Source organism: Sulfitobacter pacificus (genome assembly GCF_030159975.1).
Taxonomy (GTDB): domain Bacteria; phylum Pseudomonadota; class Alphaproteobacteria; order Rhodobacterales; family Rhodobacteraceae; genus Sulfitobacter; species Sulfitobacter pacificus.
Genome location: NZ_BSNL01000001.1, coordinates 1,558,363 through 1,571,432, shown reverse-complemented (window position 1 = coordinate 1,571,432; position 13,070 = coordinate 1,558,363). Strand labels below are relative to the sequence as shown.

The 13,070-nt window shown below is 58.1% G+C and carries 12 protein-coding genes; 6 read left to right on the top strand and 6 right to left on the bottom strand.

Going from position 1 to position 13,070, the window contains the following annotated elements:
• Nucleotides 1–2 precede the first annotated feature (2 nt).
• From bmt to QQL78_RS07920, 3 genes are all read right to left on the bottom strand, one after another.
• Nucleotides 3–1,016 (bottom strand): betaine--homocysteine S-methyltransferase, encoded by a 1,014-nt coding sequence (gene bmt / locus QQL78_RS07930; protein WP_284372260.1) that lies wholly within the window; start codon nt 1,014–1,016, stop codon nt 3–5.
• A 24-nt stretch (nt 1,017–1,040) separates the two neighbouring features.
• Complete coding sequence (locus QQL78_RS07925) at nt 1,041–2,909, bottom strand: phosphatidylglycerol lysyltransferase domain-containing protein (RefSeq protein WP_284372258.1); 1,869 nt, start codon at nt 2,907–2,909, stop codon at nt 1,041–1,043.
• 140 nt (nt 2,910–3,049) lie between these two features.
• A complete protein-coding gene (locus tag QQL78_RS07920; protein WP_284372257.1) occupies nt 3,050–3,367 on the bottom strand; it encodes a DUF1476 domain-containing protein in 318 nt (105 codons plus the stop codon).
• 160 nt (nt 3,368–3,527) lie between these two features.
• Between QQL78_RS07920 and purC the strand changes: the two genes are divergently transcribed.
• The 5 genes from purC to QQL78_RS07895 all read left to right on the top strand — a co-directional run bounded on the left by purC (nt 3,528) and on the right by QQL78_RS07895 (nt 8,390).
• The gene (gene purC, locus QQL78_RS07915) at nt 3,528–4,289 is read left to right on the top strand and encodes a phosphoribosylaminoimidazolesuccinocarboxamide synthase (RefSeq protein ID WP_284372255.1); all 762 of its coding nucleotides are present in this window, start codon (nt 3,528–3,530) and stop codon (nt 4,287–4,289) included.
• 67 nt (nt 4,290–4,356) lie between these two features.
• Nucleotides 4,357–4,587: a phosphoribosylformylglycinamidine synthase subunit PurS gene (purS, locus tag QQL78_RS07910; protein WP_284372253.1), complete on the top strand. Its 231-nt coding sequence runs from the start codon at nt 4,357–4,359 to the stop codon at nt 4,585–4,587.
• A complete protein-coding gene (purQ, locus tag QQL78_RS07905; RefSeq protein WP_284372251.1) occupies nt 4,587–5,255 on the top strand; it encodes a phosphoribosylformylglycinamidine synthase subunit PurQ in 669 nt (222 codons plus the stop codon). The genes purS and purQ overlap by 1 nt, the downstream gene beginning before the upstream one ends.
• Before the next feature lie 36 nt (nt 5,256–5,291).
• Nucleotides 5,292–7,052: a sensor histidine kinase gene (locus QQL78_RS07900; RefSeq protein ID WP_284372249.1), complete on the top strand. Its 1,761-nt coding sequence runs from the start codon at nt 5,292–5,294 to the stop codon at nt 7,050–7,052.
• Nucleotides 7,053–7,055: 3 nt separating this feature from the next.
• On the top strand, nt 7,056–8,390 hold the full coding sequence (locus tag QQL78_RS07895) for a sigma-54-dependent transcriptional regulator (protein WP_284372247.1): 1,335 nt from the start codon (nt 7,056–7,058) through the stop codon (nt 8,388–8,390).
• Nucleotides 8,391–8,441: 51 nt separating this feature from the next.
• Here the strand turns inward: QQL78_RS07895 and QQL78_RS07890 are convergent, their stop codons facing one another.
• Nucleotides 8,442–8,867, bottom strand: a complete 426-nt coding sequence (locus QQL78_RS07890; RefSeq protein ID WP_284372245.1) for a GNAT family N-acetyltransferase — start codon at nt 8,865–8,867, stop codon at nt 8,442–8,444.
• A 38-nt stretch (nt 8,868–8,905) separates the two neighbouring features.
• A complete protein-coding gene (locus tag QQL78_RS07885) occupies nt 8,906–9,196 on the bottom strand; it encodes a hypothetical protein (RefSeq protein WP_284372243.1) in 291 nt (96 codons plus the stop codon).
• A gap of 569 nt (nt 9,197–9,765) precedes the next feature.
• On the opposite strand from QQL78_RS07885, the gene QQL78_RS07880 reads away from it, so the two are divergent.
• Entirely contained in the window at nt 9,766–12,693 is a 2,928-nt protein-coding gene (locus QQL78_RS07880; RefSeq protein WP_284372240.1) for an Rne/Rng family ribonuclease, read from the top strand.
• A gap of 118 nt (nt 12,694–12,811) precedes the next feature.
• Here QQL78_RS07880 and QQL78_RS07875 read toward each other — a convergent pair whose 3' ends face one another.
• A complete protein-coding gene (locus QQL78_RS07875; protein WP_284372239.1) occupies nt 12,812–13,039 on the bottom strand; it encodes a sulfurtransferase TusA family protein in 228 nt (75 codons plus the stop codon).
• Nucleotides 13,040–13,070: the final 31 nt, after the last annotated feature.

The window sequence follows — 13,070 nt, the reverse complement described above, 5'->3', positions numbered from 1 at the left end:
GGTTACCCCCGACGGCGGCCTTTACGCGGGGCGCGTACTGGGGCTGCACCATCGGTTCCGTCACTGGCGGATGAAAATTCACCCAGAGCAGATACGATTTCTGCCAGTTCCGGCGCGCTGCCTTTTACTGTGGTATCAAGGGCTTCGCGCATCGCTTTAAGGTGGTTTGGCATGGTCCCGCAACAGCCGCCAATCACCGAGGCACCGCAGTTGCGCGCCATCACCGCATATTGCGCCATCAATTCGGGTGTGCCGTCATAGTGAATATGCCCTTCGACATATTTCGGGATGCCCGCATTGCCCTTGGCGACGATTGGCCGGGTACTGCCCTTGCCGGCAAAACCCAGAACTGTGCGCAGCAGATCCGACGCACCCGTGCCGCAGTTTGCGCCATAGGCCAGCGGCGCATTGGCCAGACCTTCGACCATATCGACCATCCCCTCAGAGGTGATGCCCATCATCGTGCGGCCCGCAGTGTCGAAACTCATCGTGCCGACCCATGGCAATCCGGCCAGCGCAAAACCTTCGGCGGCGGCGGCATATTCCTCGGCGGCGCTGATGGTCTCAAGCCAGCCGATATCGGCACCACCTGCTTTTAACCCATCTGCGGTTTCATGGAACATTTCGACAGCAACCGCATGGCTGAGCGTGCCGACAGGTTCCATAATCTCGCCCGTGGGGCCAACAGAACCTGCGACAATCACTTTGCGCCCAGCTGTATCCGCGATCTCGCGGCCAATCTCGGCGGAGACACGGCTCAGCTCATGGGCGCGTTTCGCGGCGTTATGCAATTTGAGACGTGAGGCATTGGCCCCGAAACTATTGGTCAGGAACAGGTCACTGCCTGCATCCACTGCACCTTTATACAGGGCGCGGATTTTCTGTGGCTCATCGGTGTTCCAAAACTCAGGTGGTTCACCCGACATCAGCCCCATGTTGAACAGGTTTGTCCCTGTGGCCCCATCGGCCAGAAGGGTGCCTTTTTCGGCTAGGAGATCAGTGAAAGCATTGCTCATATGGGGTGCCAATTCTGTAAGGTTTTACCTCCCCTTCCATGGGGCGCTGTTCAACGCAACTTCATAATCTTCATGTTGTTCATGAGGTTGGTCGGAGGATGGCAGGGCACGTGGGTGATGCACCTCGCTTGCGATATCAATCAACCCAAGAACCAGCGCGGGTTTTGACGGCGCGGCGGCGTATCTTGGCAGGTAGAGGGGGGCGAAACTGGCTTTGAACTGGCGTAAACCGGGGTTTTCATAGGCATGGCGCAGGGGCGGGCTGTGTTTGACCCATTCGGGGGCCTGTGGAATCGCCGCAAGGCTGAGCCGGGACTTGCCATCTGAGCGGGCAGCGTCAATCGCACTGTGGATCAACAGATGCATGGTGCCATCAGGCGCGGTGGGGATTTGGCGCATCAGATCAAGACAAGGCGTGGTGGGATCGTTGTGAAAGCTGGCATAAGCGATCAGCCGTCCGTTCTGTCGCGCCAGAAACACATCCTGTACGGCCAGATAGTGCTGACAAAACCGTCCCATCGTGCCGCCCCGTGTGGATCCTTGCGCTTGCTGCCATTGGGTATCAATCGCGGCCATTTCCCTTAGGGGCAAGGCTGTCGCCCTTTCCACGATCAGTCCCGCACGCAGCGCTTTGCGCAATTTACGACGCAGACCACGTCTGCTGGCATGGTCCAGATCATAGGCGGACAGATCAACCACACATTCCTGTGCAATCTGCGCCACGTGCCAGCCCTGGGCGCGGGCAGCTACAGCGGTGCGGGCACTGCATTTATAAACACAGGCGCTTAGGGCATGGGCCGTGGCTTTTGCCTTGAGATGCGCAAGGGCGTCTGCGGGTTGGCCGGTGGCGGGGTCAAACAACATGGTTGCGGTTTGCGGAGTGAACCAAAGCGCATAAGACCCGGTGTCATGCTGCTGCATATGGCCGGCGTTTTGCGCCAGAATACCATGTTCGGCCAATTGCTGACCGCTGGGCGTTGCGGGGGGGCGGGCGGCCTCCGGCTTGGGCTGTTTTGTGAGGAAAACGGTCGCCACCGCCAATACTGCAGGAAAGGCATAATAAAATGCGCGAAACACAAGGATTGCGGTGACTAGATCCGTGGTTGGCACCTGCGGCAGGAGGGAAATCAATGTCAGCTCAAACGGCCCGACACCGCCGGGCGCGCCGGACAGCATCGCCGCGCCTATGGCCAGCATGAACACCGGCAGAAAGCTGCTAAATCCAAGCTCAGGTGCGGGGATCAGCAGGTAGAAAGCACCTGCGGCTGCCAATATGTCCAGCCCCGCCCATGCCAGAATATTTCGGATCGCATGCAGGCTGGGCATTTGAGCATAATGTCTGAAAGGGGCAAGCGCGGGGGTAAAGCTGAGGATAACGACCGCAACAGGCAGCATCGTTGCAACCAGCAGCGCGGGCAGGCTGGTCCAATCAGGCGCGGGCAGGATCAGACAGGCTAGGGCGCAGAGAAAGGCAAGTGCCGTCATGAAGGTGACAGAAACAAAGACCGAAAGCCGCATCGCACCTTTGAAACCGATGTGGGGCAGCATGCGCCAGCGCACGGCAGCGCCGGTGAAGATGCCAAAGCCCGCAGTCTGTGCCACGGCGATGGCGGCAAAACCGCTTTTTCGGGCGAGGGCCGGATCAACGCCGGTGCGAAAATGGCAATGCGCCAGCCCATCATATCGCGCCACGGCCCAAAAGCTGATCCCGCATAGCAATCCGGCCAGCAGGAGGGTATCAGATGGCAAGGTGGCAAATGATTTTGGCAAGCTGGATAAAAGTGGCGGGTCAACCACGCCGGTCAGAATCCACAGGCTCACACCCATGATCAAGAGCGGAGCGGAAAAACGCCCGATCACCGCCCAGGAAAAACTGCGTAACTGCCACTTCATGCCCGATTTTCGCCAAGTTTCCCAAATACGCACCCAAGGGCATGCTAGGCGGAGGAAAGACGCCAATTCGTTAACGGCAGGCGTCAGGGCAGGGGAAATGCGGTTTCCATTCGAGTGAAAACCGCGTTAATTTTTTGGGATTAGCTGGCTTCGTTCAGGATTTCGTTCTGGGCCTGCTGCATCAGTTCGGACATCTTGCGCCGGATGGTCGCCTCATCCGCCTCGCCGCCCAGATCGCCGGATACCTTGCGATAAACATCTTCGTGGCCCGCTTCCTCAAAATCGGATTTCACAACCTCGCTTGCATAGGCCGCCGCGTCCTCCCCGGTTTTGCCCAGAAGATCCGCCGCCCAAAGGCCCAGCAGTTTGTTGCGTCGGGCATCCGCCTTGAACTGCATTTCCGCATCATGGGCAAATTTGGTTTCAAATGCGTTTTCGCGGTCTTTCATTGTCGACATAGGGGCTTCTCCTGTGTTCATTTGACGTAGTTGTTAGATGTGTATGACATGACCCTTTAACAAGATGTTTGCGATTGCTTGCAGCAGAGCAGGGCATAGATTAAGAGGGCCGCAACAGGTGCCGGGGACCCCCCCTGACCCATATCCCGAAAGGACGCCCATGGCCCGGCGCACAAAGATCTACGAAGGCAAAGCGAAAATCCTGTATGAAGGCCCCGAACCGGGCACAATTGTGCAGTATTTCAAGGATGATGCCACGGCGTTCAATGCTGAAAAGAAGGACGTGATTGAAGGCAAGGGGGTGCTGAACAACCTGCTGTCCGAATATTTCATGAAAGGTCTGAATCAGATCGGTGTGCCGACGCATTTCGTGAAACGCCTCAACATGCGCGAACAACTGGTGCGCCAGGTCGAGATTATCCCGCTTGAGGTGATTGTACGCAATTACGCCGCCGGGACCATGTCCAAACGTCTGGGCATCGAAGAGGGTACGCAGTTGCCGCGGCCGATTGTCGAATATTGCTATAAAGACGACAAGCTGGGTGATCCTTTGGTCACTGAAGAACATATCGCCGCCTTTGGCTGGGCCAGCCAGCAGGATATGGAAGATATCCTGAGCCTTGCCCTGCGGGTGAATGATTTCATCTCAGGCGTGATGTTTGGTGTCGGGATCAAACTGGTGGATTTCAAGATCGAGATCGGCCGGGTTTATGACGGTGATTTCCAGCGCTTGATCATTGCTGATGAGATCAGCCCTGATTCCTGTCGTTTGTGGGACATTGAGACAGGACAAAAGCTGGATAAGGATGTGTTCCGCCGGGATCTGGGATCGTTGACCGATGCCTATACGGAAGTGGCCAAGCGGTTGGGCGTGATGCCCAAGACCTCTACGCCGATTACCAAACCGACGCTTATTAATTAATATCGAAACAGCCCGTGGCAGGCCGCGGGATTGAGTTTAATGGCAAGATGAAGCTGGGGGACGCGCTATGAAAGCACGGGTGCATGTGATGTTGAAGAATGGTGTGTTGGACCCGCAGGGCGAAGCCGTGCGCCACGCGCTGGGGGCCATCGGCTTTGATGGGGTGAACGGCGTGCGTCAAGGCAAGGTGATTGAGCTTGATTTGGCTGAGGGTTCGACCGAGGCGGATGTGAACGCGATGTGCGAAAAGCTGCTCGCGAATACGGTCATTGAAAGCTACACGGTGGAGATGTCCTGATGCGCGCTGCTGTTGTTGTCTTTCCGGGGTCAAACTGCGACCGTGATCTTGCGGTGGCTTTCGAGGCTGCGGGCTGTCAGGTGGATATGGTCTGGCACAAGGACAGTGATCTGCCGCAAGGTGTTGATATTGTGGGCGTCCCGGGTGGGTTTTCCTATGGGGACTACCTGCGTTGTGGGGCCATTGCGGCGCAGTCGCCGATTGTAAAATCGGTCAGGGCCCATGCGGAACGTGGCGGTTACGTGCTGGGGATCTGCAATGGGTTTCAGGTCCTGACCGAAACCGGTCTGTTGCCCGGTGCCTTGTTGCGCAATGCCGGGCTGAAGTACATTTGCAAGACCGTTGGTCTGCGGGTCGAGACCTCGCAAAGTGCTTATACCGAAGGGTATAACGCTGGCGATGTGGTCGATATTCCAATCGCCCATCATGACGGAAATTACTTTGCGGATGCTGATACATTGGCGCGTCTGCAAGGCGAGGATCGCGTGGCCTTTACCTATACGGACAACCCGAACGGGGCGCAGGCGGATATTGCCGGCATCCTGTCTGAAAACCGCCGTGTGCTGGGCATGATGCCACACCCGGAGCGGGCGGCGGATGCTGGCCATGGGGGCACTGATGGGCAGGCGCTCTTTCGCGCATTGGCAGGGGCGCTGACCACCGCGTGACTTGAGTGCGCGGCGGGGCCTGCGTAGGGTAGGGGGATGAGCGAGACCTCCTCTATAAGCAAACCTGCATTGATCATTTCCTGGCGCGTGCGTCTGGCGGTGGCACTGATCATGATACTGGCAGTGTTGGTGATTTCGATCACCAATAATCTGCTGACCAACCGTTTCACCGAAAGCACGCGCAACCGGGCCGAGCTGCGGATTGCGCTCTACAGCGGTAACCTGATGGCCGAGCTGCGCCAGAACGCGATTGTGCCGCAATTGCTGGCGCGTGACCCGTCGCTGATCATTGCCCTGCAAGAAGCGGATTATTCCCTGTCGACCCAGCGGTTGATTTCCTTTGTCGAGGAGATCGGGGCGGCCTCTTTGATGCTTTATGATCTGGACGGGCGCACGGTGGCGGCAACGGATCGCAACCGTCTGCAATCCTTGCATAAATCATCGCCTTATTTCGTCGATGCAATCCGCGCCAATGTGACGATTTTCAGTGTGATCAAACTGGAGGGCGGCGGCTACAAATTTGTCTATTCGCGGCGCATTCAGGCAGGTGGTGATACGCTGGGTGTCATCGCGGTCGAGGTCGACCTGCAAAAATTCGAACGTGCCTGGGCCGGGATTTCAGATGCGGTCATAGTGATGGACAGCGCTGGGGAGATCATCCTGGGCACCTCGCCGCGTTGGCGCGGGTTGAGCGAGGCAGAGGCCCTGACCGCCACCTCACCACAAACGGCAATTGAACGGGCCATCAAGGTCACCGCGGATTGGACGGCACTGCCTGCAGATACCTATTTGCAGGGCGAGGCGGTGATGCGGTTGGAACACCGGATCGCCTTTCGCGGCTGGCGCATGGTGAGTTTCACCACCTATGAAAGCGTGCGCGAGCGGGTCAATGCCGTACTGGCGCTTGAGGTGATGGGATTTGCGATTCTTTTGGCGCTGGCTTTTTACTTTCTGAGCCGACGCACGGCGGGACGTCTGGCGATTTTCCAGCGCGAGTCGGCCAAACTTCGCGCATTGAACGTGGCCTTGCAGCGGGAAATCGCTGAACGCAAACGGGTTCAGGAAACGCTGGCGGTGGCCGAACAGACCCTTGAACAATCCAGTAAACTCGCCGCTTTGGGCGAGATGTCTGCGGCGGTCAGCCATGAATTGAACCAGCCTTTGGCGGCGATGAAAACCTATCTGGCGGGGGCGCGGTTGCTGTTGCGCCGCAACCGGCCGGATGAGGCGCTGTCGTCTTTTGGACGGATCGACGATTTGATCGAGCGGATGGGCGCAATCACAAGACAGCTGAAATCCTATGCCCGCAAGGGGCAGGAGGCGCTTTCACCGGTAGATATGGGGGCAGCCCTTGCGTCATCCATGTCGATGATGGAGCCGCAGTTGCGTCAGCGTCAGGTGGAAATTGTGCGCATTCTGCCGGATGAGCCGGTGATTGTGATGGGGGACCGGATGCGTATTGAGCAGGTGATGGTGAACCTGATCCGCAATGCTCTGGATGCCACCAAATCCGAACGCCACCCGCAGGTAGAGATCATTCTGTCTGCGGGGGAGACCGCAACCCTCACGGTGCGCGACAATGGTCCGGGGATTGCGGATCTCGACGCGCTGTTCGAACCGTTTTACACCACCAAGCAGCCCGGCGACGGTGTCGGCCTGGGGCTTGCCATCTCGTCGGGCATCGTCAACGACCTAGGTGGACGGTTGACGGCGCGCAACGGACAGGCGGGCGGGGCGGTCTTTGAGATGCAATTGCCCATCATGGGTGAAACGAACAAAGTAGAAGCAGCGGAGTAAGCTATGGCTCAGGCGATGAAGATTGCGATTGTCGATGATGAACAGGACATGCGCCAGTCAATCAGCCAGTGGTTGGCCCTTTCGGGGTATGACACGGAAACTTTCGGTTCCGCCGAGGACGCCTTGAAAACGCTGGGGCCGGACTATCCGGGCATTGTGATTTCGGACATCAAAATGCCGGGTATGGATGGGATGCAGTTCCTGAAAAAGCTGATGGGCAGTGACAGCGCCTTGCCGGTGATCATGATCACCGGGCATGGCGATGTGCCGATGGCGGTTGAGGCGATGCGCGTGGGTGCATTTGATTTTCTGGAAAAGCCGTTTAACCCCGACCGGATGAGCGAGCTGGCCAAAAAGGCCACCAATGCACGGCGTCTGGTGATGGACAACCGTGCCCTGCGCCGCGAGTTAAGCGACGGCGGACAGCTGATGAAAAAGCTGATCGGCCAGTCGCCGGTGATGGAGCGCCTGCGCGAGGATATTCTGGATCTGGGGCAGGCGGATGGCCATGTGTTAATCGACGGCGAAACCGGCACCGGCAAGACACTGGTGGCCCATGCGCTGCATGCTGTGGGATCGCGGGCGGGCAAGAAATTCGTGCTGGTGTCCTGCGGGGCGCTGGAAGAGGAGATGCTGAGCAAACGGTTGTTCGGCCCGATGCAGCCCGAAGATGCGCAATTGCCCGCCATTGAAGAGGCCCGCGGCGGCACCTTGGTTCTGGAAGATGTGGAAGCCTTGTCTGAAACGCTTCAAGCGCGTCTGCTGAGTGTGATCAACGAACAGGGCACCCCGGCAGAAACGCGGATTGTTGCGATCTCGAACCTGCAAGAGGCGGGGCGGACTTCGGAAGATGCGCTGCGCAGTGATCTGTTCTACCGGCTTGCCGCATTGCGCATCACTGTGCCACCGCTGCGCCAGCGGGGCGAGGATATCCTGACCCTGTTCACCCGGCTGAGCGAACAGTTCTCCGAGGAATACGGCTGTGACACGCCACAGGTCAGCGCACAGGAAGCCGCGCAACTGTTGCAGGCCCCCTGGCCGGGCAATGTACGTCAGCTGATCAATGTGGCGGAACGTGCTGTGCTGCAATCGCGCCGCGGGTCGGGGACCATCGCATCCCTGCTGATGTCGGATCATGAGGAAATGCAGCCGGTGATGACAACCGAAGGCAAGCCGCTGAAGGAATATGTTGAAGCCTTTGAGCGGATGTTGATCGACAATACCATGCGCCGCCACAAGGGATCGATTTCATCGGTGATGGAAGAATTATGTCTGCCACGCCGGACGTTGAACGAAAAGATGGCGAAATACGGGTTGCAGCGCTCGGATTATCTGTAGTCTTGCTCGCTGCTGGTCCGCGCGGGGATGCTGCGTGGGCCAGCGGCACGGCTATAGCGCCTTGCGAAAGGTCACCTTGTCATCCCCTGCGGCCCAGAAGTCGCGAATGCGGGCTTCGGCTGCGTAGCCATTCTTGGCATAGAAGTCTCGGGTTTGGGCAAAGTCGTCGGTACCAGAGGTGTCGGCAATCAGAATACGCGCGTCTAAATCGCGCAAGTGCTGTTCAAGAGCACCGGTTAGACCGGTGCCAACACCCGCGCCCTGCTGGGCAGGGGCCACAGCAATCGCCAGCATGTTCCAGGTTCCCTCGGTAAGCTGTTCGGACTGGGCAAAACAGAAACCGCAGGGCGTGCCGTCGCTTTCTGCCGTCAGCCAGAGCACTTCGGTACTGCCATTCAAGAACGGCGTAACCATGTCTTGCAACATATCAGAAGGAAACAGCTCTGTCGCATCCAGCACTTGTTTCAGCGCTGGCATGTCAGATGCTAACGTTGGCCTGACTGTAAGCGCGGGCATCAACCGTTTTTGCGTTCGACGATCTCGAGTGCCTTGCCATTTGCATCGGTCACGCAGGTCCACATCCCACCCCCCGGCACATCCACGATAAAGCGCTGTACCTCAATCACCGGAATGGTGGTGTTGATGGCGACATTGGCAGCGCCGGTTTCCGCAGTAACCGCAGCCACACAGCTTTTCTGGCCCCGCAGATCGGCCAGGGCGACAGGATCATTGGCCACTGCCAATTCATCACAGGCGACAAGTCCCAAAAGGGAAAAGCCAAGAACAGAGCGGGTCAGAATATGCATGGAAGGTCCTTTGGGTCGTTGGTCAGGGGCACCGCGCTTGGTCGCGGTTTGAATATTTTCAGGCGCAGCATGCGCGGCATCAGATGAGCCTGATCAGGCAGATTTTGTCAAGCAAGCCCCGTGCAAAGGGTGGTTTTGCTGAAGTGGGCGAACATTGCCCATTGTGTTCTCAGGGACAATCCCCTTATCTAGTAGGATCACGGGTAAGTCGCGCTAAGGCGTCACAGATCCTTGAATGAGAGATTCGCTGCTTGCGGCAGCCCCAAGCTGGGCACGCATGCAGACCGATTGGGCCGGAAACGGCCAGAGAACCGCTGATGTTGGATGGGCCAGACCCCGAAGATGTTCAGTAAATAATGGATGCGGCAGGCCGGATAGGCATGACCGTATCGGAGAAGAACCGCGATGACGCGCGCAGAAGCTACGAGCAGGAATGGACTGGCCTTTTCAGGCCCCGTTTCGCTGTACGCTATGCTGGCACCGCCATCCATCGCCCTGACAAGCCACACCGCAACGTCACAAGCTCCCCCGGGGGCTGATCTGGCGCATGTGCTGTGCATAGTGAAAACATGCCTAAAAAAATGCTTATCGATGCCACCCACGCGGAAGAAACCCGCGTTGTTGTGGTTGACGGAAACAAGGTCGAGGAATTCGATTTTGAATCAGAGAACAGACGCCAGCTAGCTGGCAACATCTATCTGGCCAAGGTGACGCGCGTTGAGCCGTCCCTGCAGGCCGCTTTTGTGGATTACGGTGGCAACCGCCACGGTTTTCTGGCTTTCTCTGAAATCCATCCTGACTATTACCAGATCCCGGTGGCCGACCGTCAGGCGCTGCTTGAAGAAGAGCGCGCCTATGCCGAAGCACAGGCCAGCAAGGACGAAGACGAGGCCAAACCCAAGCGCCGGTCACGTTCGCGCAGCCGTGCAAAGCCCAAGGCAGAGGATGCCGTGTCCGGGGATGCCAAGACATCCACCGAGATCGAGGGTATGGAAACCGTCGATCTAAGCGATGATGATGACGTTGAAGTCGATGCTAACGAAGCCTCCTCTCCGATGGAGCGGGTGCCGGAAACACCCATCGAGACACCGGAAGTCAGCGCAGATGATGACGCCGACGAAGAAACAGCCACTGACGAAGTGGCTGCAACGGATGGCGATGCCGCCAAAGACGATGACACTGACACCAACGACGATGCGGAAGAGCCAAAAGCGGCAGATGCGACATCCAAGGATGAAAGCATCGAGTCTGTTGCGGATGAGGATGACAGCGAAGACATCCGCCCGGTGCGTAAACCACGCCCGCGCCGCTATAAGATCCAAGAAGTGATCAAGATGCGTCAGATCCTGCTGGTGCAGGTCGTCAAGGAAGAACGCGGCAATAAGGGTGCTGCCCTGACAACTTACCTCAGCCTTGCCGGGCGCTATTGTGTCCTGATGCCAAACACCGCGCGGGGTGGCGGCATCAGCCGTAAGATCACCAATGCCGCAGACCGCAAGAAGCTGAAAGAAATCGCCAACGAAATCACCGTGCCTTTGGGGGCAGGTCTGATTGTGCGGACTGCCGGTGCCAAACGCACCCGCGCCGAGATCAAGCGCGACTATGAATACCTGCAGCGCCTGTGGGAGCAGATCCGCGAGCTGACGTTGAAGAGCATCGCACCTGCGAAAATTTACGAAGAAGGTGACCTGATCAAACGCTCGATCCGCGATCTATATAACCGCGACATTGACGAGGTGTTTGTCGAAGGCGAACGCGGCTATCGCATCGCCAAGGATTTCATGAAAATGATCATGCCGTCTCATGCCAAAAACGTGAAGCGCTACGAGGAAAACCTGCCGCTCTTCGCCCGTTACAAAGTTGAGGATTACCTGTCCGGCATGTTCAACCCCACGGTACAGCTGCCCTCGGGCGGGTATATCGTGATCGGTGTGACCGAAGCGCTGGTGGCAATTGACGTCAACTCTGGCCGTGCGACCAAAGAAGGCTCGATCGAACAGACCGCGACCAAAACCAACCTTGAGGCCGCCGCCGAAGTGGCCCGCCAGCTGCGCCTGCGTGATCTGGCTGGTCTGATCGTCATCGACTTCATCGATATGGACGAACGCCGCAACAACACGGCTGTCGAAAAGATGATGAAGGACAAGCTGAAGACCGACCGTGCGCGCATTCAGGTGGGCCGGATCAGCGGCTTTGGCCTGATGGAAATGTCACGCCAGCGTCTGCGCCCCGGCATGATCGAGGCCACGACACAGCCCTGTGTGGCCTGTCACGGCACCGGTTTGATCCGGTCGGATGACAGCCTTGCCCTGTCAATCATCCGCCACATGGAAGAAGAGGGCACGCGCCGTCGCACCCGTGAGGTGTTGATCAAGGCACCGGTTGGCATCGCCAACTTCCTGATGAACGCCAAACGTGAACATGTTGCGCAGATTGAAGCGCGTTACGGCATGGCTGTGCGTATCGAAGGTGATCCGCATCTGGTCAGCCCCGATTTCACGATGGAGAAATTCAAAACCGCAACCCGCAATGTGCCTGTTGCCGGTGCGCATGTGGTCTCTGTCGATACGTCGCTGATGGATCAGATCGACGAGGCAGAAGCCGAAGCGGCGGAAGCCGCCGAAGCCTTGGCTGCTGCTGAGGAAGAAGCCGACGACTCCCGCTCTAAATCGCAGCAGAACGGACGTGATCACAACGGCGAACAGCAATTTGATGCGGATGGGAAACCCAAGCGCAAACGCCGTCGTCGCCGCAGCCGTGGCGGCCGTGGCAAGAACGGTGGTGAAAACGGCAATAACGAGAACCGTTCGGATGATGCGGATCAGAATGCCGCACAGTCTGGCGATCAGAACACCGCACAGGGCGATGCGCCGCAAGCTGACGCAACACAGAACGATGCGCCGAAAAGCGATACAGCTGCCGAGGTGAGCGCGAGCGATACTGCTGAGGAGAAGCCGAAGAAGCCCACTTCGCGCAGCCGGACTCGCAAGCCAAAGGTAGAAGTCGAAGCGGTTGCAGAAGCGGCGGCCGATACCGATGCATCTGCGTCAGAAGTTGTATCAGAACCGGCAGAGGTCAAGGAAAAGCCCAAACCGAAGCCCCGCAAGCGCAGCACCGCCACCTCTAAAACTGCGACCTCGAAAAAGGCAAAGGCAGCAGAGGAAACTTCGGGCGAGGACACGCCGGTTGAAGACGGCAAGGCCGAGGTGGCCAAGGAAACCAAAGAAACCAAGCTGAAAAAGCCGCGCGCCAGCCGCGCCAAGCCCAAACCAAAGGCTGCGGAAAAGGTCGAAACAGCTGCGCCAGCGCCAGTCGCACAAGAAACCGCCGCGCCGGCCGCACCGGTTGCAGAGGCACCGATTGCTGACACGCAGGTGCCTGAACCTGTGGCTGTGACGTCTACACCGGAACCCTTGGCAGCCTCTGCCGCCGCGGAGCCGGTCAAGGAAGAACCCAAGAAGCCCAAGAAAAAGGGCTGGTGGTCTTTGGGCCGCTAGGAGATTGCGCCAGTAATGAAAAAGGCAGGCCCTTGTGGCCTGCCTTTTGCGTTCGCGGGGAAATATGCTGCGTGTCTTGGACAGGGCGCAAGCTGGCGTGCCGGGGCCTTAGCTGTCTCTAATTGCCTTTGCGCACAAGATAGATCTGCGCATCTTCCTCTTCGCGGGTTTCGACCAATGTATGACGGGCCTCGGCACAGAAATGCGGTACGTCGATGATCGCAGCGGGATCATCCGCCCGCATGGCAATCTGTTCACCCGGTGCAAGACCCGCCAGACGTTTTCGCAGTTTTAGCACGGGCAGGGGGCATAGCAGCCCGGTGGCATCAAGTTCATGTGTTTTCATGCCCTGCGCAGTACGCCAGTTGTTACATCAG

Excerpts from the sequence above, each read along its gene's own strand:
- bmt (WP_284372260.1), bottom strand. The coding sequence starts at position 1,016 with ATGAGCAATGCTTTCACTGATCTCCTAGCCGAAAAAGGCACCCTTCTG.
- QQL78_RS07925 (WP_284372258.1), bottom strand. The coding sequence starts at position 2,909 with ATGAAGTGGCAGTTACGCAGTTTTTCCTGGGCGGTGATCGGGCGTTTT.
- QQL78_RS07920 (WP_284372257.1), bottom strand. The coding sequence starts at position 3,367 with ATGTCGACAATGAAAGACCGCGAAAACGCATTTGAAACCAAATTTGCC.
- purC (WP_284372255.1), top strand. The coding sequence starts at position 3,528 with ATGGCCCGGCGCACAAAGATCTACGAAGGCAAAGCGAAAATCCTGTAT.
- purS (WP_284372253.1), top strand. The coding sequence starts at position 4,357 with ATGAAAGCACGGGTGCATGTGATGTTGAAGAATGGTGTGTTGGACCCG.
- purQ (WP_284372251.1), top strand. The coding sequence starts at position 4,587 with ATGCGCGCTGCTGTTGTTGTCTTTCCGGGGTCAAACTGCGACCGTGAT.
- QQL78_RS07900 (WP_284372249.1), top strand. The coding sequence starts at position 5,292 with ATGAGCGAGACCTCCTCTATAAGCAAACCTGCATTGATCATTTCCTGG.
- QQL78_RS07895 (WP_284372247.1), top strand. The coding sequence starts at position 7,056 with ATGGCTCAGGCGATGAAGATTGCGATTGTCGATGATGAACAGGACATG.
- QQL78_RS07890 (WP_284372245.1), bottom strand. The coding sequence starts at position 8,867 with ATGCCAGCGCTGAAACAAGTGCTGGATGCGACAGAGCTGTTTCCTTCT.
- QQL78_RS07885 (WP_284372243.1), bottom strand. The coding sequence starts at position 9,196 with ATGCATATTCTGACCCGCTCTGTTCTTGGCTTTTCCCTTTTGGGACTT.
- QQL78_RS07880 (WP_284372240.1), top strand. The coding sequence starts at position 9,766 with ATGCCTAAAAAAATGCTTATCGATGCCACCCACGCGGAAGAAACCCGC.
- QQL78_RS07875 (WP_284372239.1), bottom strand. The coding sequence starts at position 13,039 with ATGAAAACACATGAACTTGATGCCACCGGGCTGCTATGCCCCCTGCCC.